The organism is Corynebacterium sp. c8Ua_99, from assembly GCF_039907185.1.
Lineage (GTDB): Bacteria > Actinomycetota > Actinomycetes > Mycobacteriales > Mycobacteriaceae > Corynebacterium > Corynebacterium jeikeium_D.
Genome location: NZ_JASBOG010000019.1, coordinates 1 through 20,492 on the forward strand (window position 1 = coordinate 1; position 20,492 = coordinate 20,492).

Below are 20,492 nucleotides of genomic sequence, written 5' to 3' on the forward strand. Positions count from 1 at the left end.
GTGATGCGGTGGCATGAAAAAGCCCCCGCCTTGGTAGCGAGGGCTTAGCGTTTACGCTGGTGATTAGCGCTTCTGTGCGTCTGCGAGAATCTGGCGACCTGCGACCATGCGGCAAATCTGGTTAGTGCCCTCGTAGATCTGGGTGATTTGGTTGTTTGTGGTGGTGGTTGTGTTTGTGCTGGTAGGTGGGCTATGTGGGGTCTGGTGGCTATGTGGAATCTGACGGCTCGGGCGTTTTTTGCGGGACGGATGCGGGACGGGGCTAGGTAGAGAGCACTCCCTAACATCCTATATTGTGATGTTCGCCACATTATGTGTAATACGGCTTTACATACACATACACATGACATAGAATGGAGATGTAAGCAAGGGAAAGGAACAAAACAATGACCACCAACACAATCAACACCGAAGCAATCCTCACCAACGCAGGCCGAGTCCTCTCCACCCGCCGCATCCACATCACCATGCAGCGCATCTGCAAGGCCAACGGCCACTCCCGCCGAGTCTTCACCGCAAGCCGCGAAACCAACACCGAACGCTTCGGCAAGAACTGGGCACGCCTCATCAACGCCCACCACACCGACATCCACCGCTCAGAAGGCATCGACTGGATGCTCCAAGACCTGCTTGGCACCGAGCGCAGCATCACCGGCGCACTGCCCTACGAAAACGGCCACATCCGGGGCGAAAACCCGGACGAGTACATCGACCGCGACCACCTCGCACGCTGGGCAGAAGCCATCAAGAATGCTGGTGTCGACGAGGACGGCCACATCGACGGCTGCGAAACCAAGGCCCCGGTCAGCATCGACGGCATGACCTGGGAACAGTACCTCCTCGCCTAGCCCCCTCTATGCCGGGGCACGCATGGCACCAACGCGCACACCACGAAAGGAAACCACCATGACCATCACCGCCTGCATCGCAGGGCACGAGTACACCGGCCCCACCCTCGCTGAGATCATCGACCGCGAGTACGGCGACGGGGCTTATGCTTCCCGCTACCTCGACCCGAACGCCGCCCAGTGGGGGCAGGTGCTCCGCAACGCCGATATGAACTCTTGTTTTGTCCTCGACACGATCTACTGGGTTGAGGGGGAGGACGATGTCATCGACCCGGGCGCTGCTGCTGATGAGCTTCGGGATGTTGCCCGGCGCATCACCGACCTGGACGATGAGCGGTCACGCCTGGCTGAGCAGCGCGATGAGCTTATCCGGGCGCTGTTGCGGGCTGGGTTGCCTGTGGTGGATATTGCCCGCGATGGTGGGGTGTCCAGGAATCAGGTGTATGTAATAAAGAAGAATAGGTAGTGTTCGTGCTGTAGCCCGTTTCCCCTAGGTCATTGGGGATGTTCCGGTTTTCTTGTGAGGGGCTGCGTTGTCCCCGCCTTGTGCGGGGATTTTCTTGTTTCCGGGCATGAAAAAGGTGCCCCCACCGGCCGTGTGGCCAGCAGGGGCAAACCTCTAGTCAATGCTCTTAATCGCTTCCTCAATCTCCTCGATTGTTTGGCGCACGTCTGGTGGTGGTGGTTTCGCTCCGGCTCCTATCCAGGTGGCGATTTCGTAGAGCGCGTCGAGGCTTCGTTTCAGTGCGCGGTTGAGGTCCCAGGCGTGGTTTTCCCAGCGGATGCGGAGTCCTCGTTCGGCGTCGAACTCGGTGCGGAGTTCTTTCATGCTTTTTTCGAGGTCGGTGACGCGCTGCATCAGGTCATCGGTGAATGCGCCTTGCTTGTCGCCTTTTTTACCAGCGTAGGCACCGTACGCGGTGACAGCGGTGCCTGCGAGGGCGAGTAGCCCAACGATGATCGTGGGGTCCATGTGGGGCTACTCCTTTTCATGTCGGCTCCGGGTGTTGCGTCCCATGATGGGGCTGGTGGCCATTGCTGCGAGGGCAAGGAAGGCATAGTTTTTCCCGGACACCCACATGCGACTGTGTTCGGTGATGCCTTCGTAGATGTAGGCGGTTGCCCAGGCGAGCAGCAGCCAGGTGGTGATGATGAGTCCTGTGATGCGCGCCCAGCGCCCTATCGTCCGGTGCCTGCATACGGTGCCGAGCGTCAGCACGGTGGCGGTCGCAACCCAGACGAGGAAAATATGCTGCCCCGGGACTAGGCGTGCTACTGGGTCAAGCTGTGATGGGGTTGTGCCCCAGTAGGCTGCTGCTGCAAGCCATGCCCATGCTGCCCAGAATGCGGAGAGTATGCGGGGGTTAGTGATTATTTTCATCGGCGCGGTGTTCCCCTACGTAATCATCGTGGGTTGGGGTGTTGGCGGCTGCGACACCTGCGCCGAGGGCGGGGGCGACGATGGCGAGCAGGGATTCCCATTGGAGGTCGGTGCCGTAGCCCCAGGCGGTCATGGCGGTGGTGAGTGCTGCGAGTAGCAGGTAGATAGCGGTGCGCGGGTTCGACGTGGAGTGAACGACGGCGAACACCAGCGTCACCACAGCCGTGAGCACACCCACCACGGCTGCTGCCTTCACTTCATCGAGGACACCCCACGCGATAAGTGCGGGGGCGATAGCCGCGACCATTGCGTATGCGGTGCCGCGTGCGCTAGCGGGGATTGCGTTCTTGATGGTTTCCATGATGTTTCTCCTTTTGGGTATGAAAAATGCCCACGCCGGTCGACGCGGGCAAAAGAAAAGCACCCCGGTGGGGTGCTTACTTGTTCTGTTCTTTCAGCAGCGCCAGAATCTCCGCGTTCTGCTTCTCGATGCGTTCCGTAGCAGCAAGAACCTGGTCAATCTGATGCCGCCCCTCATACACGCCACGGTCGATGTACATGATGTAATCCGCCAACGGCGCAACATGCTTAGAGCCTGCAACATGTGACTTACACGGGGTATCCAACGTCATCGGAGCCTTCGGAGCCGGTGTAGGCGGAACCGACACAGCCGGGGCTGATTTACCCTCATTGATTTCCTTTGCCCGCTTCAGAACCACGTCATATGGGAAGTGGTAGCCGGGATCCCAATGTGTGGTGTTGCCCCATACCTGTGCTTCGAGGTGCCCGGCGACACCGTGCTTGCCTGCGCCGAGTTCCTGGCGTGAGAGCTTCACCAGCGGGATGCCGTACTTCTTCGACCAATGCGCGATAACCCTGGCGACACCTTCCAGCATTTTCGGTTGGGCGAGCCATTGCTCGCGGGTCATTTTCGCTTGCGCCACACACGACACATGCAACGCGATGTCATTTCCCTTATTGCCCGTTGACCACGTTTGCCAATCATCCGTATTGGCGAGCGTAATTTTTCCAGTCGCATCTACGAGTCGGTGATACGAACCTGTGCGCGTGCGCACCTGGTAGTCCAGGATTGTCTGCGAGGACGTGCCCGGAGCGTTCTCCGTAGTGTGAACGATGATGATCTTCTTCGGCAGGGGTGTTGACCTACCAAAGCTGATGAGGTGATGTTTGTCGATGTCTACAGCGTTGTCTGACATGGTTTCCTCCTTTTTTGCGGTGGTTGTTGGTTTCAGCCATTCAGCGGTTGCCAGCCAGTTGGTGGGGTTTTCGTGTTTCCCGCCGATGCGCCCCGGTGCTCCCCACACTTCGAAGTGGAGGTGTGGGCCGGTGGATTGGCCTTCGTTGCCGACGCGGGCGATGAGCTGCCCGGCTTTCACTCGGTCGCCTTTGCGGACAAGGATGTCTGCGTGGCGCATGTGCCCGTAGATAAAGTCCTTGCCGCAGGTGGCTTGTGAGTCTTGCCAGACCCAGTTTCCGAATCCGGTGACACTGCCGGGTGCCCGGTCGCGGCCTTCGATGATGGTGCCGTCTGCGACTGCGTAGATAGGTGTGCCTAGGGGCGCTGCGTAGTCTTGGCCGTTGTGGTGGGTGCCCCAGCGTGGCCCATAGCCGGAGCTGAGGGTGCCGGTTCCTTCGGCTAGTGGGTGGTAGCGTGCCATGCTGTTTCCTCCCTTGTTTGGGTATGAAAAAAGCCCCGCTGTGGGGGCTAGCCGTATTTGGCTTGGAAAATCTCGAAACTATCTCCCCTACTGATTACATTCTTTGTTTCCCCCTTGAGATAGATTTCATTCCCGGAGCTCCTGGCGTCCATCGATTCCACTTCGTAGTACTTGCCGTTAATCCGCAACCAAATATCCTCCATCGTGGCGATTGGATTGAATTCGTCTTTAGAAAGCGCGTCAAATTCAATTTTTGACTTAGAATTACTCACGCTACTAGCGGTGAATGGCCCGGCGATTTTGTTCCAGCCCACGATTTTCCTGGCTTGCCAGATAACCCGACCAGCAACACGCACAAACTGCACTAGCGCCCGGCCACGGTACACACCCTTGGCCTTGTTCAAAATCGGCATGGGCTACTCCTGGATGTAGATAGTGTCCGAACGCGAACCAGTACCACGGGCGATAGCCCGGTAGGTGGTGGACGTGACCGCGCTGGACTCCAACGCCGCCACACGCGCCGCAAGCGCATCCAACTGCGCCTTCGTCACCGCGTCCTTCGCCCCCACCGCGTCACCAACACGCATCGTGCCAGTGCCAGTACGCAGCGCCATCGTCAACGGAGTCGGATTGTAGTCATACTCGTATTTCGGGAGAATCCCGTCCACATACGCCTTCGTGGTCGCGTCATCGGCAGCCTGTGGGGTAGCAGCCTTCACCTGCCCGCCCCCGGTTCGCTGTACCAGAGAACCAGCGGTCACAGACTCCGACACAGGCTGTTTGTCCAGCTTGTCAGCCAACCCCGGAACCGTCGGTGCGTCCCACGTACCCGACAGGTCACCGGCCAGCTGCACGCCACCCGCGACCTGCGAAGTAGCGCGCGGAACCGTCGTGAGCGCGTTATCAGCCCGCGTCAACGAATCACGCACCGGCTGCGACAGTGCTTCACGCGGCCAGCCGTCCTCCGGCGCGCCAACCTGCGCAGACTCCGCAGCCTGCAACGCCACATCACGAGCCTCCTCAGCCCCCAAACGCGCACCACCAGCAGCGTCCGCAGCATTCCGCGCCGACTCCGCCGAACCAGCAGCAGCCGACTGCGACGCCTCCGCGCCCTGCGCAGCAGACTCCGCACGCACACGATCAGACTCAACCCTGCCAGCAACCGTAGCCACCGCAGACTGAGACACCCCCGCGCGCTCAGCGAAACCCTGCGCCGCCGACGCCGAACCCGCCGCATTCTGCTCCGACTGCGCCGCAGCCTGAGCGAACCCTGCAAGCTCCGCGCGTGCTTGGTCAGCTGCGGTAGTCGCGGCCTTACCAGCGGCAGCTTCCGCCCGGTCAGCGTCTTCCTTCGCGGAGGTGGCAGAACCAGCAGCCCCCTCAGCCGAAGATGCAGCAGTGTCACGCGCCTGCTCTGCACGGTCAGCCGCCGACTCCGCCCGGTCGGTGAGGTCAGTGAACTCGCCACGCACCAGCGCCAGAGAACCATCAACAACGCGCTGCACCGAGGCCTGCGCAGCCACGGCCTCATCTCTGGCACGCTCAGCCCCAGACTCAAACCCCGACGCACGCTGAGCAGAGAGTTCAGCCTGAGCAGCAGCCGCCTGCGCAGCATTCACCACCGCACTAGACGGCTTGTACTCCTCAGAATTCTCAATCATATCCGCCAGCGACACAGTGCCATCCGTCGGCAAATCAAACGTCCAGTTTTCGAAAACCCCGGGTGCCACAAGCTCAACCGTCGTCCGACCAGGATCAAGCTCACCAGTCCTAAACCGGCCAGCGGACAACACATAGTCACGACGCTCACGAGTCACAATCCCCGACGTATCCGTAGCCCGACGCGTCACCGTCGAAAAAACAGTAACCGTGCCTTCCGTAGGGGCGAGCCCCACATCCTTCACATCGCCAATTAAAACCGTCATGGCTCAACCTCCGTATCCGGATTAGTAGGTTCAGGAATCACCGCATCCTCATTCGGAACAGTCACTTCGCCAGAGTTATCAAGACGTGAATCCTGCTTTACGACGGTCAACGCGGAGAACTCCGTACCACCGAGCCACCAACGCCAACGCGAAGACCAACACTTCACATCAATCCAATAACCGGGCTCAGGGACTACTACCGTCCGGATAATGACTAGTGAGTCTTCGAATTTTCCTGATACAGATGCGGTGGTGTGCTTCGAAAACTCCTGCCCATCCGGCGTGTAAACGCGCAGCGTGACAGAAGAACCGTCCGTTTCACCAGGCCCCGGAAGCCAACCAGTCTGGTCACACTTGGCTTGAACGAATACCAACCATGCGCCTGGCTCATCCAACACAATGCCCTGCCGAACTCGGTCAATATGCGCGCCCTTATGTGGACCAATCTGCTTATCAAACGGCAGCCGCCGCACTCGCTCACTACCACTCGACCCCCGAGACGTGATGTTGAGCGACTGATACGCAGAGCAATAACCCCGCAGCCCATCAAGCAGATCTACCCGGCTTGTCAGCTTCAACTGCCCATCCTGGAAAGCAGCCGAGACGTCCTCCCACCCTTTTGGTTTCTTGCCGCTGAAAATATCAAGCAAAGGTTTCATCACCATAGATCGCAACCCCTGCAGGAACCCGTTGCGGGCTTCCTCTGCCGCTGCCGTGATACCAGTCAACTGCCCCCAATTAATGGAGTCGCCGTTAATGTTCTGCAGCTTCCCCAGGTCACCCGGGCGCATCGCACCGGCTGGCACTCCATAGTCTTTCGGTTCTGGCGTCGTCATTGTCCCTCCTCATGCAGTTTCTTGCGGAGCGCTGTTTTCTGTTCAGGTGTCAGCGCCGCCATGATCACGTCAATTTCTGCAGGCCTCGACACCACATCCTCCGGCGGCACGCCAGGCTCATCAGCCGGCAACCACAGACCGGCCTGGCCCTGCCACCACCCAGCCCCATCAAACGGAGGCTTATAAAACTCCATCTGCAGCTCCGGATGATGGCGGAACCCGCGGCGCCAAAAAATCTGCGAAAGCTCAGCGGCCGTTTCCTCCGGAACCCCGAAATCCCCCTTACCGGTAGTGAGCTTCACCCACGCCCACAGCATGAACTGTGTCGGGTCATCCTTGTCATAAGTTGTTTCCAGCGTTGGCAAACTCATTTACAGCCACCCATGTTTCTTAAAACTCGACGTCACAATATTAATTTGGTCAACCGCCCACTCGACCGGGTCACGCAACGGTGGCACACCCAACGTTGCCGTCCACTCCTTCGGAGTATCCGCATCCCACTCAAGGCGAAGCTTGCGGCACTGCAGCACCTGCACGTAGCCGTCATCTGCTCCCGGCTCCTCACAGCCAATACGGTCACCAATCGTCCAATGACCAAAGCCCGGCGCGCCGATAAGGTAGGGCGCGCCGTCGCCGATGTTGACTTCGAAAGCCCATTGTTCGTTGGTATCGCGGAACTCGTTCCTCATCGCCAGCAGCGCCGACAACGTGTAGGCCTGCCCGGAGTGATGGACGACGTTTTCTGGAAAGTGCGCCCAACCGAGCTTCTTCGACCGGAGCGGAGATTTGATACTCATCCACGCCAAGAGCCGGTCTTCAAACCACGGGCGGATGATTGATTCAACAACAGAGCCGAGCGCTGGTTGGAGAATGAACGAGCCCATGATGTTGAAAATCAGCTTGATGTTCGCACTAATGAGCTCATTGACCCCCGGGGCAGATTTACCACCGACCGTGACCTGCGCAACAGAGGCAGGCTTGTAGCTGGCGGACACGCTGTTGACGGTGCTGGCCTTGCCGTTAGTGCGGTAGACAACCCAGGGCTGCTCAGGGGCGACGCCCAAAAACCCGGAGACGCTGTATTGCGGTGCTCGGCGTGGTTTATCCAGGATAATGCGGGTTTCGTCGACGAGGTTATCGGCGATTTCCAGGCCAGTGCGGACGAGTCCGGAACCAATCTTGCCGAAAGTGGAGGTTTGCCCGTACCAGCCGGACTTGTCCACGATGTCGACGACGATTTGGCCGTTGCGTTTCAGCCCAGCGCCTGGCCACGGCTGCGGGTCGCCTATCAGCCACCGGCGGCACGTCACCATCAGCCCGCAGTCTTCCAAGATTGGTTTAGCCACGTCGTGGAAGTTTTCGAACTCCGAGTGGATGTACCGCAGCGGGCTGGTGTCTGTGGTGAGCAGTGACGGTTTGACCACCATCTGCCAGCGCTTGTAGTCCAGCGTCGCCACCCAGGACTCCGGGTCGAGAGGGTCATCCGGGAGCTGCCAGAGCGACCCGTTGAGCCGAAGAAGATTGGCGAAAAGCGTAACCTTTAGCCCCCAGATTGCGTTTGCAAAAAGCGACCACGCATTAGGAATCTGAAGCGCTGGCGGGGAAAGCGGATTCGCCCAGCACGGAAGATGCTTAAACATCTCATAGTCGTGAACAAAGTCGACGGTGACGGTTCGGGCTAGATCCTCGTCTTGCGTGAGGGTGCAGTTACTCATCAGGCCGCCCCACCGCTCCCCCGCGGCGTCAACGGTTAGCACCACGTTTTGTTTTTCACGCTTGCGGCGCTCCCAGCAGAACTTCGCCAGATGATGGTCAAAAGGCAGAACGATCTGCGCCGGGGCTGTCTCATTCACCTCGATCTCGAAAAAGCCCGCGTACTCGGCGGCCACCACACCGCGGAGCACCATGCCGACCGTTTTGTTTTCCCAAATCCGGATAAGCGGCGGCTCATCACGGCGGCGACGCCGTTCTTCCCGCGCGGCGATAGCCTGCTCGTAAATATCGTCGAGCTGCTCATCCGATGCGCCTTGCACGGTCACAGCCATGGGGATTGCCACCTCCTTGGGATTCTGATTTCCGCAGTCGCACCGGCGATGTTGGCGAAGGAACCGTACGTTTGGCGGATTCCGTAGGCAATCATGTCGCCGGTGAAATCTGCAATGAGATCATCAGAGAGAATCGGCACCCAGTCAGGGATGGTTCCCTTCATCCATTCGGAAATCTTCTTCCCGATTTCCTCCGGAGTGATTGCCAAGAATTTATCCAGACCGATTGCCTTCACTAGCTCGCGGAGCTTTTGGGCAATCCACATGCGCCACTGGTACGGCAGCGGAATATCGAGCAGCGGGAACGGGTCAACATACACCGGCAGCCTGGTGTCCGGGGTTCCTGGTGGGATTGGGTGCTTGAAAAACTGGCCATTCAAATCAGCCCACGCCTGGGTGTCGTCGTTGGCCACAACCATCTCCACACCAGGGTTAGTGTCAACCAGCATGGTGCGGCCGGCCGGCTGGAAGGGCATGAAAATCATGCGGTCAGTGTCAAAAGCCTCACCGATAGGCTGGTCTGGAAGACCAAACTTCGCCGGGGAGGTCAGCACCCACTGCGGCCACGACTCAACATCGCCATGATTGTTGACGGTGATGCCGTCGCCCGCCCAGTTCGAGCCGTTGAATACGAACTTGTGCCGAAATGGCACCGGCTCGTAGTAAAACGGGTCGTGGGCGATAACGACCAGTTGGTACGACGCAGCCGCCAGCGAAAAAGGGTCACGATTATCCAAATACTTCGGGCCCTCTTCCAGGCGGACTGTCAGGAGTCGCTTGCCGGACATGGGGGTTGTGACAGCAAGCTTCGTGTCCTTATCCGGGGCGAACGCGCGCATGAACCGTGACTTGTCATGCGCCCAATCCTCGCCGAAAAAGTCCACATTCAACACGACATGGCGCTCCATGGTTTTCGAGCCCACATAGCTGCTGCCTGGCTGCCCAACCCTGGCTTTATGAACCGTCTTGATTGGCGGCTCGTAAAACTCGCCCATGTCGCCCTCCATCAGGCGAACATTCCTGCCCCATGACTCCGGGCCATGGATAGGCCACATACTGCCGTCACAGCCCATAACGGTCAGGCCGAATTCCTGAATGTCATCCATTAATGCACTCCAATCTTTCCGGCCGATGCTTTGGCCTGCTCCACGCGGTACTTCGCGAAAATGCCGTCGGTGTCATTGGCAATGAAGTTGTTGACCACGGCGGCACCATCAGGGCTAACTGCAGACATCGCTGGCCCCAGATGCTCTTGGGCGATAGCTAATGGCGCTTCCAGGCCGGTTTGCTGCGCCATGTATCCGACCGGGTTTTCCACGATCTGCTTCATGTCCTGGAACGGCAGAAGCACGCTTCCGAAAATGTCCTTCGAGTACTCTTCGAACGCGTTCGTCACGCCCCATGCGACTTCGCCGGAGTACCACGCGGCCAGGTCGGTCATTGCCCCGCCAGCTGTTCCGACAACGTCACCGGGGGTCATAGGCATGACTTGCCCCAGCATGGCTCCCAGCGGTGCTGCGGCCATACCGGCTGCCGCGCCACCTGCTGGGCCAAGCGCCCCGGTTACTGGTGCGGTGGCAGAACCCACCAGCGCGCCGATGGTCGGCGTGCCCGCCATGCCGAGCGCTGACATGCCCGCGGAGAACACGGAGTCTGTCAGCCCCGAGGCCGCAGACGTCGCCATGTTCCCGGCGAAACTGACCGCTGAGGATGTCACGAGCTTCGCCGCGTCAGCCCAACTGTTTTGGGCCATGACCATCGGCAGCGCCTCGTTGACCATGTTCTCTAGCGAGCCAGTCGCCTGCTCAGGTTGTGTCTTCTCCGGCTCCTGGCCAGTCACCGTTGCCGCGTCCTGTGGCTGCTCCGCTGGCTGCGGCGGCTGCCCCTGCGGCTGGGTGTCCTGCATCGCAGGAATCTGGTTGTACACCAGGTCCTCAAACGCCTTCGTCTGCTCCGGCGAAAGCACGCGCTCGGGCTTGATGGTGTTCTTGAGCATGTGGCCAACACCGGTGGCGCGGCCACCAGAGTCATACCAATTGTTGGCACGCCAAAACTCGGCCGCAGCAACAGGTGTGCCGTACCGGTCCTGGATATACCGAGCACCCGCCTCACCCTGCTTTTCCGGGTCAGGTGACCTATCCGGCAGGTACTGCTGCAGAGTGCCCGACGCTGGGTTCAGCTGGAAAAGACCAAACGCACCCGATGACGGGTTCACCGCATTCGGGTCCCAATTCGACTCATGCTCGACAATGAAATCAATCGAGTCGAACTGCTCACCGGTATCCCAACCAAACGCCTTCAGGGACTTCTTGACTGCGGCCTTAACCGCATCCACACCCGAAAGTTTCTCTTCCGGCTGTTCTGCCTCCTCCCCTTGCACATCCGGGGATTCGACCGCAGAATCGACTGCCTCCTCGAGGCTGCCCTCATCGATTACCGAACCGTCAGCGCCCGGCGCGGCCTGCTGGCCCTCCGGCAATGCTTCGGTTGTTTTCCCGGCTTCGACAACAGCGTCGTCGTTTTTACGGTAGTTGAGGAGCTTTTCAGCCCCACCGTTGACTGCCTGGAACCACACACTTCCAAGTTTGAAAATCGGAGGTATCTGGTCAGGGAACCCAGCAATCTGCAGAGCGTCACCGATATGGCCGGAGACGAAAGCCGCCACGACGCTGCCGGCGTAGCCGGACAGTGAGTCGCCACCGGGTGGGGTGGCCTGCAGAGAGTCTGCGGATGCAGATGCAGCAGGAGACAGTGGTGCGACGTCAGGGTCGGACTCAAACGATGACGCTGTAGCTGATGGTGCCAGTTCATCGCCTGTGTTCGTTTCGTCCGGCGCTTCCGCTGCGCTAGATGCGGCTGTTGTGCCGCTTCCAGCTGGAATCCACGCGTGGTGCGTGTACTGCGGATGATTGAACCCTGCTGCTGCGGGGCCAACCTTGCCGCCACCCGGGCCACCACCCATCTCAACATTGGTGCCGTCCGGCAGAGTACCGGAGGTGTGGCCGAACTGTCCGCCACCATTGTCGTACCAGCCCATACGGAAACTACCCGCAGGCCCGATACCAATATTCGCACCGTGCTGCTGCAGCCACGCCAGCTGCGTACTGGTGGAGAACTTACGCGGCCACGGGTCCATGCCAAGACCGAAGGCCGCCAGAATTCCCTGCGTGTAGGAGCAGTCACCCCACGCGCCACGACGATTCGGGAAATTCTCGTACGGCGCGCCGTCGAGTGGCCGCTCCGCCTGCACGCCACGAACCATCTTGCCGTCAACCAACGCACGATACTCCTGCGCGGTTGGTGGCGTTTCGGCGTGGATAATGTCGTCGAAAACTCCGCCGTCGGCGTAGCCCGGCAACTTCGGGAACGTCCCGTTGTTGATTTGCTGCAGTTCCTTGTCGTATTTCGCGGAACTGCGGCGGTTGATGATCCACTCACCGGCGTCGAGGCGTGCTGCCGGCATGCCGTATGAGTCGTAGGCCAGGAACCCGTCGACTTCGTTGGTGCCTGGCCCGGCGGTGGGTAGTCGGTAACCGTCATGTGGCCGGTCCTTGGTGGACAGTGCATCGCGGTAGGTGCCACCGTGCGCGAAGCGTGGGTAGCGCCCACCTCGAGCGAAACGCCCACCATGACTGTTACCGGACTTGTGGTCGCGGCGGAACACGTCAATGAAGATGGTCTTACTAACCAGCTTCCCAAGGAGGTCCTTGACACCACCAAGTTTCTCGATTGCCGCGCGCGTCTCTGCGCTGACCTTCGGCTCGGTTTTCTTGTCGTGAACTTCCTGCAGCCTGCGCTTCGCATCCTCAACCTTCACGTCCAGCTGGTCCTTAGTCAGGTCAGCCAGCGGCGTGGGGCGTTGCGAGTCCAGGTCGAAAATCTGGGCGATTGCGATCTGCTGCTCCGCAGTCAAATCCGCAATGTTGAGGTTTGCTGCCGGAGTCGGGCGCTGACCATCGAGCAGGCCAACCTTGTTCAACGCATCAATGTGCTGCGCATTCAGGCCGTCGATGTTCATGCTGGCCCACGGCATCGGACGCTTCAAATCCAGCGTGTAAAGCTGCGCCTTAGCGAAATCATCGGTTGCAAACAGCGCACTGGCGTCGAGGTCTGCCTTCGGCCGAGCAGTCTTACCATTCAGGTTGTCAATGGTCGTATTGACCGTGCCGGTCTTGGCATCCAGCAGAATCGTGTCGAGGTCAACCTTGGGGTTAGCTGACATGGTCGACAGCCACTCAAGGTCGCCACGGGCGATTTCACCGTCGCGGCGGAACTCATCCATGATGAGGTGCGCCGTCGGGTTCGTGGTCGACACGTCCAGCTGGTCGAGAATCGACCGTGCCTCTTCCGAGGACACCTTGACCTGGTCGGTGTTGAGAAATGCGTCCATCTGGGCGGTTTTACCGTCCATGTCCGGCATTCCGTGGTTGACCCACCAGTCGTAGCGGGCAACTGCCTGCTCATCTTTGGCGGTGATGGTGACCTCGCCGGTCTGCTCGTCGACGACCTTGACCTTCATGCCAAAGTCTTCGAGCTTCTTGCGAGCACCCTCGTCACTAACAATCAATCTTGTTTCGAGAGACTTACCGTCCAGCTCCTTGAACTTCGCAGCTACCGTCGCGAGCTCCATATTCGCCCGGTCGGCCTTGAGATCCACAATCGTTTGAATCTGCTCCGGCGTCATCTGGTAGGCCTTGAGCAGCTTCTGGAATTCGGCGTCAGTCATGCCCAGCGATTGCTGCAGGCTATCCAGCACACCGGAGGACTGCGCCCACACATCCTTGATGTCATTGCCAGCCGCGACGCTGTCGGCCATGGTGTCACCAAGAGTTTGCAGCTCATTGTGGGCTGCAGCGCCCGCTGTTGTCGTCGTGTCCAGCAGGCCATTGGCCTTCATGGTGGCGCCAGCAAACGTTTCCATCTTGCCGGACACCTGGTCCACGACCTTCGTCAGTTCCGCCGATGCGTCAGCGGCCGACAGTTCCACGCCAGCAAGTTCCATGAACGCACGACGCAGCTTGTTAGCCCGCTCGCCCGCGTCACCGGTCTTACCGGCAAGTTCCTCAATCGTCGCAGCAGCATTCGCAGCAGCCGGCCCCACACGATCGAGTGAACCCTGCGCGCGGTTGTACTCATCACGCAGTTTCTGCATCTGCGCGGCAGCTTCAGCGCCACCCTCACCAGACTCAATCAGCTTCCGTTTGAAAGCCTCAAACTGGGCAGACGAACCCGTCAGCTGCTGGGCAAGCTCCTCATTAGACAGGCCAAGCCGCTTAATAGCTTCCGCAGCGCGGCCAGCCGAATCCGAAGAATCACGCCACTGCTCATCAGCGAACTTTGTCTCCTGGGAAATAGTTCCCATGGCCTTACCGATGTTGTGCCCCGCCTCGTTGACGGCAATGCCGACGCGGGACATCCAGCCCGGGCCGTTGCTGGCCAGCTGCTCCAGATGCGACTGCACATCCTGAACGCTGCTGCCCATTGCAGCGACAACGTCGCCGCCGGAAGCCATGGCGCTGAACATATCGCGGAACGCACTGGATGCAAGCGTGGCGGAGCGGGCAGCCTCGTCTTGGAAGCGGTTGTACTTCTGGGTCTCTGCGATAAGCGTCGTTACGACTGCAGTGCCGGCAGCCAACGCTGCTCCCCATGGTCCGCCAAACAGGTTGATGATGCCCTTGGCTCCGGCCTTCATGGTCTGCAGGCCAGCGCCAGCGATGCCACCGGCTACAGATCCGAACCGCTGCAGGCTAGCCGCGGCCTTATGGCCGACGGATTGCGCCATGTAGTCGATAGTGGTGAAAGCGTCCTTAGACCACATGGCGTTGATGCGCGCTTCAACAGCGGCGGTCTTATGCGCCTTGGCCATCTTCAGCAGCGACACCGAGCCACGCTCATAGCCGCGTGCCATGTTCTGGATAGCCTGATTCGAGGATGTGCCCAGGTACTGCAGCTGCGCCTCAAACTTGGTGATTTCCTGCCCACTAGCACGGTAGTAGGCCTGGATATCCTTAACGCCTTGCTGCATCGACGAGCGGGACTCAGCCATAGCGGTCTTCTGCTTCGTCACCGCATCGGTGACCTTGCCGACCACACCCGGCAACGTCTTAAAGCCTGCCCAGGCTGCCACGGCTGCAGTCACGGCCGCTGGGTGCGACTCCATGAACGACGAAATCGCCTCTAGCGGCGGGGTCAACGCCTTTGCCGCGACGGCAGTGGTCTGCAGTGCAGTCAAGAACAGGTTCCAGGTACCCACGCCGAGCGCACCGGCAGCTTGTGCCGCAGACGCACCAATGCTCACCAACGACGGAGCAAGCCCCTTACCGGCCTCCCACAACTGACGGAACACCTCAGTCGTGCGGGCAACAGTCGCAGAATGCATGAATGCTTGAAACGCATCCACCGCCGAACTGGCGAGATTCTGTAGCCCGGGCACCACTGTCGACGTCAGATAGGCATCGAACGTTTCCATGACCGGCTTAGCGCGCGCGTTCATCGCATCAAGCGCGTCGGTGACACCCTTGAAACCGCCGGCGGCCTGGTTGAAAAATGGTCCTGCGATAGTGGCGCCGAGCCTGCCGGCCGCAGCGCCCATGTTGCGGAACGCGCCCTCGACGGTATTACCCGCTTCAAGCGCAGCGCCGCCCATGCCACGTTCCATAGCGTTCTGGAACGTCGCGAAATCAATCTGCCCCTTAGTGACCATGTCGCTGATCTCTGCAGAGGTCTTACCAAGTTCTTCCCCGAGGAGTTGCAGGACAGGAACGCCGCGGGAAAGCAGCTGCATCATGTCGTCGCCCTGCAGCTTGCCGCGGGCTGCGACAGAGTTGAAAATCTGGCCCATCTCACCCATCGACGCGCCCGCGATGGTGGCGGTATCGCCAACGACCTTCAAGGTGCGCTCGAGTTCCTGGCCAGGCTTAATACCAGCTGCGACAGCGCCTGCGGCAGCGGTGGCGGCTTCCTCCAGGCCAAAACTGGTGCCCTTCACCGACGCCAGCGCGTTGTCCATGATGGACCCCACAGACGACGCAGAATGGCCGAGGCCGCGGAGCTTGGCTTCCGCCTGCTCGATACCGTTCAACCTGCCAATACCTTTGGTCAGCCCGGCACCAATGGCAGCGCCAGCGGCCACACCGACACCAACAGCCGACTTCTTCAGGGCATTGCCCATGCCGGAAGACAGCTTCTGGCCCATCGATTCGCCCGACTTCGACGCGGACTTTTCCGCCCCACCCATCGCCTTGTTGATACCCGGGGCGATTTTGCTGGTCTCCGGGATAATGGAGATATAGGCAGCTGCGATTTCGACGGCCATAGCGTCCTCCTAGGGCTTGTTTTGCCGCTGGAGTTTCCTCCGGCGTGCGAGTTCAGCGCGGGTATTTTGCAGTTCGGCAGCATTCTTCGGGCCATTCTTGGCGCGTCGTTGCCGCTCGACAGCTTCTTTCAGCTGGTCGATAACTGGGCGTGGCTTCGGCGCAGTCTTCCTCCGCGCTCGTTGCCAGTTCGCCCATGCCAGCGTGTCGATGGTGTTCATCAACAGCTGGTTTTGCGGCGCCTTGTACTCCGCTAGCGGGTCATCAAGACGCCTGACCGCGCTTCCTTCCGGCGCCCATGCGAGGAACGCTTTCACCTCAGCCCACGACAATGCTGGGCTTCCGAGCTGGTGAATGGAGCGCCCTTTCTCGATGAGATCGTAGGTCAGCGCGGTTTTAAACCCTGGTCGGTGTAGAAGCCCGGCCAGGACTAGGATTCCCCCAGCGGAACATCAGTGAGTCGATTCCACTCATTCCACAGCTGGACTTTTTCACCGAAAACGAGGTTGTCAACGAACCACTGTGCGTCGTCGATACCCAGCTCGGTGATGAAGAAGTCGAACGCTTCGCTGACCGGTCGGCGGCCGTCTTCCAGGAGCTTGTCGTCTGGGTTGTCCTTAAACCACTTGGCGAACGTCGCGTAGGTCTCATCGTCGATGAACTCCATGCGCGGCACAGAGAAGGTTTTCGACTTGCCGTCCTTGGTCGGGATTTCGCACGTGAACTGAGTACGGGCGTCCCATGCTGGTACGAATTCGAAAGCCATGAGGGGTCTCCTTAATAAGAGTTAGAAAAAATCTGGAGGGGTTACATGAGGGGTTTGGTGGGTTCACCCCAGGCCGTCGTCAGCTGAACCCCTCATGAAAAGCTGACGACACACAGTGGCCTGGGGTGAGAACGACGGTTAGGACTCCGTCGGGTTGATCTTGAGGGTGAGGGTGCGCTGCGCGGTGGCGCCAGCGCCGTCGGCGACACGGACAGTGAAGGACTCCTCACCGGAGCCGGTCGGGGTTCCCGAGAGCTTGCCGTTCTCAGCGAGAGTCAGGCCTGCCGGCAGGGAGCCGACTGCGGTGAACTTGTAGTTACCGTCACCGCCGGATGCCTGCAGGGTGGCGGTGTACGCCTTGCCCTGGGTTGCCGGGGCAATCACAGCGGTGGTGATACCGAACTGTGCTACCTCACCGTCGGCGGTGCTGATCGAGTAGTACTCGTACATCACGTTGCCGTCGGCATCTGGGAAGCACTTGGTGGTGACCTCGTACATCACGATGTCCTGGTGAGTGTTCTGAATGTCACCCAGGTTGACAACCTGGCCAATCGGGATGACCTGGCGCTTGGTGCCCTGGTCGGTCAGGTGCTCAGCAACAAAGACGGAGCGCGGCAGCTTCTTCTTGTTGTGCAGAACCTTGAAGCCCTCGCTTGTCTCCTGGACATTGTCGTCACCGAAGACGGTCTTGAGTACGTCAATGTTGGCGGACTCATAGAGCGTGGCGGTGAGCTCCTGGCCGTAGTCGGTCTGAAGCGTGTAGACAATATCGCCGCCGTAAGACTTCTTGTCCTCGGTATCACGAGTAATGGCCTGAGTCAGGCCGTCCTCGCCGACGATGCCGAGATCAGCGAATGCCGGGTCAAGCTCGGACATGGTGTCTTCCGGCAGGGCGGTGTTCAGCGGTGCGCGGAACAGCACACCGTTCTTGCCGGGGTTGGTTGACGTGATGTTGTTGACGTTTGCCATTTTTGCCTCCTTGGGGCATGAGAAAAGCCCCACGCGACGCGCAGGGCTTAAGTTGGTTACTGGTTAGTCAGCAGCGATATGAGGAGCTGGCCGGAATACTGAAACCGCACCAGGTTTTCCCGGTCGGGGTCGAGGAACCGCTGTGGCGCAGCGTATTCCCGCCACCCCCGCACCCTGTGGCCGGAAAGGCGCATGCCCTTCCACGACTCACTGCGGAGCGCCTGGCGAATCAGCCCGGCAACCTGCTCGGCTTCGTATTCCGTTTCTGCATAGACCTGGACCGACATCGTTGCCGCATCGGTGATACGGTTCGGTGTCGCCCCTCCAACCCGCGTGACCACGACATGAGGGAACTTCGGCTGCCGCGGGTACCGAGTGCTCACTCGAATACCGCCGCAGATTCTGTGCAGCAGGTCGATAAACGCTTTTTGGGCTTGTGGGTCAGCTTCCCGCATTGATGTTCCTCAATAGCGTGTTGTTCTTCGCGTTATCGCGAGCAGCCTTGTAGTTAGTCGTGATGACCGATGCGCGGTGACGAGACTTGCCCTCATAGGGGCTGGATTCGTACCCGTCGCCGCAGGCGTCAGCGATACGCGCGGCACGTGAGTCAACCTCTGCCGCCACTGCGGGCAGGCGACGAATCTCCTCAAATGCCTTAATGTTGTACTTGATTTTCATCTAGCCCTCCATTCGCTTACAGCGGCACTCGACCAGGCCCGGCGAAAACCACGGGTTGGATTCCCAATTCCCCGGCGGGGCGGCCAGCTCGTAGACCATTCCATCGACCTCGATGCGGTCACGGTCGGTGATGCCAGCTTCCACGGGGGCGTAGACCACCGCATCAAACTCCGCGGCCTCAGGGTGCGACGCGGTGACTGCCGGTGTGCCGCCTTTTTGCACCGCAAACACCATGACCTTGTCCTTGGTGTAGCGATGAAGAGGGTTGCCATACGGGTCTGTTGCCCCGTCTTCGTGGCGGTGCACCGTCACAGGAATCGTGCAGGGAAATACGTCCGCTACCATCCGGTTGCCTCCATACTCACTGCCCGGTCAGCGCTGAAATCCTGCAACGCGGATTCCAGCATCTGCCGTTCCTGGCCGGAAAGGAACAAGTCTCCGTCCGGATTCCGCCACGAGGTGGACTGCGAGAACGACCCCGCAGTGGCTTGCTGCTGCGTGATGCCGCCTCGGTCAGTTGCGGCCAGCGCTCGCTTCGCCATAGACACCGACACCAGCGCGAGAACCTTCCGAAGATTCTCGTCCGGGGTAGCCGGGATTTGCGGGTAGCTTGCCCGCAGCCATGCGTCCGCGTCGTCTAGAACAGCCTCGATGGCGTCATCTGTGACCGTGGCGGGGGCGGTCTGCCACCGCAGGCGAACGTCCCTAGAGGTGGCAAACATACGCTACCCCGCAGACAGGCCGTTGAGCTTCACCATGGCCAGCGGGTCGGTGACGCCGAACGCGACGGTCGCCCAGGTCTGGGACCAGGTCGTCTGAGTCGAGGCGTCACGCCACGTCTCGGTCGAGATCGGGGACTCGACACCCATGACGCCGACCATGCCAGACTGCAGCACCAGACCCTCGCCCTTCTTCATGGCGTTGGTGGAGTGCAGAGTCAGGCCGAAGGTGGCCAGCATCTCCTGGTAGTTGGCGAAACCGAGAAGCAGCTTCAGGTTCTTAGCGTCAACCGGGTTGAGCACCAGAGTGTCAGCACTGTAGCCGAGGTCAGTCTGCTCGATAGCAAGCTGCGCGTCCAGCAGGTTGCTGATGACTTCGCCCTCGCCGGTCTTCGCGGTCTTCGCGTTTGCTGCGACCTCGGCGGCCTTATCCCAGCCGCCAGATGTCACGCTCAGGGTGCCGTCGATCTTGTCGATTGCCTCTGTCAGCGCCGAAATGCCGCGCTTGTCTAGATCCTTCACCATGGTGTTGGAGACCTGGGAAATCTTGCGCTGCAGCAGCATCGCATCATTGCGGATACGTGCCTCATCGGTGACACCGAACTTGCCACCGGTCTTCTGGACACGAGAGATAACCGGCTCACCATCCGGGGTGTGCAGCACCGGGAACTCAGAACCAGGGGCGACAATGCCTGGCTCGTCGGTTGCGGTCGGCGTGTTATTGACCAGCTGGTCGAACAGCAGCGCGCCGCCGGTGGTGGTGACGTTGCCGAAGATGACCTTCGACAGGAGGTCTCGCTCAACCAGATGTGCCGCATAGTTGTCGATGCGGGTTGGCTCGTTGAGCATCATGTCGATGGTGATAGCCCCGTTTTCAACGTTGGGGCCGGAAAGCGGGAACATTGGGTCACGTGCCATTGTGTTTCCTCCTTAGTTCAGGGCGACCGTTACGGTGCCGTTAGCGGCCTTGGTTACAGCGATGCCGGCGACGGGGCCGTCGGTTGCCTTCTTCGCCTTGCCGCCAGCGGCTGTGGAGATCTTGTCTCCTGCGGCGATAGCGCCGGAGGCGACCAGCTCGTAGATACCGAGGCGGTAGATGGTGAAGTGCTCACCGTCCTTGGCGTCGTGTGCTGCGACACCGAACGCATCAGCGTCGGCGGTAGCTGCCTTGACGACAGGGTTACGCCCTTCCATGGCGGCGGCGATGATGACGAAGGTGCCCTGGGCAATGTCGCCCTGGGCCTTACCGGTGATGTTGGTTGCTGGGGTGAAATGCATCGGCGTGGAAGCCATTGCGTCCTCCAATCAGGTTGAAATGAAAAATGGCCAG

22 protein-coding genes are annotated in these 20,492 nt (G+C 59.9%); 2 read left to right on the top strand and 20 right to left on the bottom strand.

Going from position 1 to position 20,492, the window contains the following annotated elements; translation table 11 throughout:
* The first annotated feature begins 386 nt into the window (after positions 1 to 386).
* Both QKE19_RS09910 and QKE19_RS09915 read left to right on the top strand, forming a co-directional pair.
* Positions 387 to 848: a hypothetical protein gene (locus tag QKE19_RS09910; RefSeq protein ID WP_347890904.1), complete on the top strand. Its 462-nt coding sequence runs from the start codon at positions 387 to 389 to the stop codon at positions 846 to 848.
* A 58-nt stretch (positions 849 to 906) separates the two neighbouring features.
* Positions 907 to 1,314, top strand: a complete 408-nt coding sequence (locus QKE19_RS09915; protein WP_347890905.1) for a hypothetical protein — start codon at positions 907 to 909, stop codon at positions 1,312 to 1,314.
* Between the two features lie 153 nt (positions 1,315 to 1,467).
* On the opposite strand, the gene QKE19_RS09920 is transcribed toward QKE19_RS09915, so the two are convergent.
* From QKE19_RS09920 to QKE19_RS10015, 20 genes are all read right to left on the bottom strand, one after another.
* A complete protein-coding gene (locus QKE19_RS09920) occupies positions 1,468 to 1,821 on the bottom strand; it encodes a hypothetical protein (protein WP_347890906.1) in 354 nt (117 codons plus the stop codon).
* Positions 1,822 to 1,827: 6 nt separating this feature from the next.
* Entirely contained in the window at positions 1,828 to 2,229 is a 402-nt protein-coding gene (locus QKE19_RS09925; RefSeq protein ID WP_347890907.1) for a hypothetical protein, read from the bottom strand.
* Positions 2,213 to 2,590 (bottom strand): hypothetical protein, encoded by a 378-nt coding sequence (locus QKE19_RS09930; protein WP_347890908.1) that lies wholly within the window; start codon positions 2,588 to 2,590, stop codon positions 2,213 to 2,215. Before QKE19_RS09930 ends, QKE19_RS09925 begins: the two co-directional genes overlap by 17 nt.
* Positions 2,591 to 2,666: 76 nt before the next feature.
* Complete coding sequence (locus QKE19_RS09935) at positions 2,667 to 3,908, bottom strand: peptidoglycan DD-metalloendopeptidase family protein (RefSeq protein ID WP_154844014.1); 1,242 nt, start codon at positions 3,906 to 3,908, stop codon at positions 2,667 to 2,669.
* Positions 3,909 to 3,955: 47 nt separating this feature from the next.
* Positions 3,956 to 4,321: a hypothetical protein gene (locus tag QKE19_RS09940; protein WP_347890909.1), complete on the bottom strand. Its 366-nt coding sequence runs from the start codon at positions 4,319 to 4,321 to the stop codon at positions 3,956 to 3,958.
* A gap of 3 nt (positions 4,322 to 4,324) precedes the next feature.
* Positions 4,325 to 5,833, bottom strand: a complete 1,509-nt coding sequence (locus QKE19_RS09945; RefSeq protein WP_347890910.1) for a hypothetical protein — start codon at positions 5,831 to 5,833, stop codon at positions 4,325 to 4,327.
* Positions 5,830 to 6,669 (bottom strand): hypothetical protein, encoded by an 840-nt coding sequence (locus tag QKE19_RS09950; protein WP_347890911.1) that lies wholly within the window; start codon positions 6,667 to 6,669, stop codon positions 5,830 to 5,832. The genes QKE19_RS09945 and QKE19_RS09950 overlap by 4 nt, the downstream gene beginning before the upstream one ends.
* On the bottom strand, positions 6,666 to 7,040 hold the full coding sequence (locus QKE19_RS09955; RefSeq protein ID WP_053412706.1) for a DUF2744 domain-containing protein: 375 nt from the start codon (positions 7,038 to 7,040) through the stop codon (positions 6,666 to 6,668). Before QKE19_RS09955 ends, QKE19_RS09950 begins: the two co-directional genes overlap by 4 nt.
* Positions 7,041 to 8,714: a phage tail protein gene (locus QKE19_RS09960; RefSeq protein WP_347890913.1), complete on the bottom strand. Its 1,674-nt coding sequence runs from the start codon at positions 8,712 to 8,714 to the stop codon at positions 7,041 to 7,043. It abuts the gene before it with no gap.
* Positions 8,705 to 9,820, bottom strand: coding sequence for a hypothetical protein (locus QKE19_RS09965; protein WP_347890914.1), 1,116 nt, complete (start codon positions 9,818 to 9,820; stop codon positions 8,705 to 8,707). The genes QKE19_RS09960 and QKE19_RS09965 overlap by 10 nt, the downstream gene beginning before the upstream one ends.
* Entirely contained in the window at positions 9,820 to 16,032 is a 6,213-nt protein-coding gene (locus QKE19_RS09970) for a tape measure protein (RefSeq protein WP_070827824.1), read from the bottom strand. The genes QKE19_RS09965 and QKE19_RS09970 overlap by 1 nt, the downstream gene beginning before the upstream one ends.
* A 9-nt stretch (positions 16,033 to 16,041) precedes the next feature.
* Positions 16,042 to 16,347: a hypothetical protein gene (locus QKE19_RS09975; RefSeq protein WP_347890915.1), complete on the bottom strand. Its 306-nt coding sequence runs from the start codon at positions 16,345 to 16,347 to the stop codon at positions 16,042 to 16,044.
* Between the two features lie 113 nt (positions 16,348 to 16,460).
* A complete protein-coding gene (locus tag QKE19_RS09980; protein ID WP_053412711.1) occupies positions 16,461 to 16,796 on the bottom strand; it encodes a hypothetical protein in 336 nt (111 codons plus the stop codon).
* Between the two features lie 138 nt (positions 16,797 to 16,934).
* Positions 16,935 to 17,765, bottom strand: a complete 831-nt coding sequence (locus QKE19_RS09985; RefSeq protein ID WP_070827820.1) for an Ig domain-containing protein — start codon at positions 17,763 to 17,765, stop codon at positions 16,935 to 16,937.
* A 56-nt stretch (positions 17,766 to 17,821) separates the two neighbouring features.
* Entirely contained in the window at positions 17,822 to 18,220 is a 399-nt protein-coding gene (locus QKE19_RS09990) for a DUF3168 domain-containing protein (protein WP_070827818.1), read from the bottom strand.
* On the bottom strand, positions 18,207 to 18,443 hold the full coding sequence (locus QKE19_RS09995) for a hypothetical protein (RefSeq protein WP_053412714.1): 237 nt from the start codon (positions 18,441 to 18,443) through the stop codon (positions 18,207 to 18,209). The genes QKE19_RS09990 and QKE19_RS09995 overlap by 14 nt, the downstream gene beginning before the upstream one ends.
* Positions 18,444 to 18,788, bottom strand: a complete 345-nt coding sequence (locus tag QKE19_RS10000; protein WP_070437692.1) for a hypothetical protein — start codon at positions 18,786 to 18,788, stop codon at positions 18,444 to 18,446.
* Positions 18,782 to 19,165 carry a Gp19/Gp15/Gp42 family protein gene (locus QKE19_RS10005; protein WP_070437695.1) on the bottom strand — a complete coding sequence of 128 codons (384 nt, stop codon included), beginning with the start codon at positions 19,163 to 19,165 and terminating at the stop codon, positions 18,782 to 18,784. The genes QKE19_RS10000 and QKE19_RS10005 overlap by 7 nt, the downstream gene beginning before the upstream one ends.
* Positions 19,166 to 19,168: 3 nt before the next feature.
* Positions 19,169 to 20,080, bottom strand: coding sequence for a major capsid protein (locus tag QKE19_RS10010; RefSeq protein WP_347890918.1), 912 nt, complete (start codon positions 20,078 to 20,080; stop codon positions 19,169 to 19,171).
* Positions 20,081 to 20,092: 12 nt separating this feature from the next.
* Complete coding sequence (locus tag QKE19_RS10015; protein WP_083317204.1) at positions 20,093 to 20,455, bottom strand: DUF2190 family protein; 363 nt, start codon at positions 20,453 to 20,455, stop codon at positions 20,093 to 20,095.
* Between the last annotated feature and the right edge of the window lie 37 nt (positions 20,456 to 20,492).

What these genes read in the sequence shown, in the direction of transcription:
- QKE19_RS09985 (WP_070827820.1), bottom strand. Translation starts at nt 17,765, where the DNA reads ATGGCAAACGTCAACAACATCACGTCAACCAACCCCGGCAAGAACGGT.
- QKE19_RS09930 (WP_347890908.1), bottom strand. Translation starts at nt 2,590, where the DNA reads ATGGAAACCATCAAGAACGCAATCCCCGCTAGCGCACGCGGCACCGCA.
- QKE19_RS10015 (WP_083317204.1), bottom strand. Translation starts at nt 20,455, where the DNA reads ATGGCTTCCACGCCGATGCATTTCACCCCAGCAACCAACATCACCGGT.
- QKE19_RS09955 (WP_053412706.1), bottom strand. Translation starts at nt 7,040, where the DNA reads ATGAGTTTGCCAACGCTGGAAACAACTTATGACAAGGATGACCCGACA.
- QKE19_RS10005 (WP_070437695.1), bottom strand. Translation starts at nt 19,165, where the DNA reads ATGTTTGCCACCTCTAGGGACGTTCGCCTGCGGTGGCAGACCGCCCCC.
- QKE19_RS09970 (WP_070827824.1), bottom strand. Translation starts at nt 16,032, where the DNA reads ATGGCCGTCGAAATCGCAGCTGCCTATATCTCCATTATCCCGGAGACC.
- QKE19_RS09915 (WP_347890905.1), top strand. Translation starts at nt 907, where the DNA reads ATGACCATCACCGCCTGCATCGCAGGGCACGAGTACACCGGCCCCACC.
- QKE19_RS09980 (WP_053412711.1), bottom strand. Translation starts at nt 16,796, where the DNA reads ATGGCTTTCGAATTCGTACCAGCATGGGACGCCCGTACTCAGTTCACG.
- QKE19_RS09950 (WP_347890911.1), bottom strand. Translation starts at nt 6,669, where the DNA reads ATGACGACGCCAGAACCGAAAGACTATGGAGTGCCAGCCGGTGCGATG.
- QKE19_RS09935 (WP_154844014.1), bottom strand. Translation starts at nt 3,908, where the DNA reads ATGGCACGCTACCACCCACTAGCCGAAGGAACCGGCACCCTCAGCTCC.
- QKE19_RS09990 (WP_070827818.1), bottom strand. Translation starts at nt 18,220, where the DNA reads ATGCGGGAAGCTGACCCACAAGCCCAAAAAGCGTTTATCGACCTGCTG.
- QKE19_RS09945 (WP_347890910.1), bottom strand. Translation starts at nt 5,833, where the DNA reads ATGACGGTTTTAATTGGCGATGTGAAGGATGTGGGGCTCGCCCCTACG.
- QKE19_RS09920 (WP_347890906.1), bottom strand. Translation starts at nt 1,821, where the DNA reads ATGGACCCCACGATCATCGTTGGGCTACTCGCCCTCGCAGGCACCGCT.
- QKE19_RS09925 (WP_347890907.1), bottom strand. Translation starts at nt 2,229, where the DNA reads ATGAAAATAATCACTAACCCCCGCATACTCTCCGCATTCTGGGCAGCA.
- QKE19_RS09995 (WP_053412714.1), bottom strand. Translation starts at nt 18,443, where the DNA reads ATGAAAATCAAGTACAACATTAAGGCATTTGAGGAGATTCGTCGCCTG.
- QKE19_RS09910 (WP_347890904.1), top strand. Translation starts at nt 387, where the DNA reads ATGACCACCAACACAATCAACACCGAAGCAATCCTCACCAACGCAGGC.
- QKE19_RS10010 (WP_347890918.1), bottom strand. Translation starts at nt 20,080, where the DNA reads ATGGCACGTGACCCAATGTTCCCGCTTTCCGGCCCCAACGTTGAAAAC.
- QKE19_RS09940 (WP_347890909.1), bottom strand. Translation starts at nt 4,321, where the DNA reads ATGCCGATTTTGAACAAGGCCAAGGGTGTGTACCGTGGCCGGGCGCTA.
- QKE19_RS09960 (WP_347890913.1), bottom strand. Translation starts at nt 8,714, where the DNA reads ATGGCTGTGACCGTGCAAGGCGCATCGGATGAGCAGCTCGACGATATT.
- QKE19_RS10000 (WP_070437692.1), bottom strand. Translation starts at nt 18,788, where the DNA reads ATGGTAGCGGACGTATTTCCCTGCACGATTCCTGTGACGGTGCACCGC.
- QKE19_RS09965 (WP_347890914.1), bottom strand. Translation starts at nt 9,820, where the DNA reads ATGGATGACATTCAGGAATTCGGCCTGACCGTTATGGGCTGTGACGGC.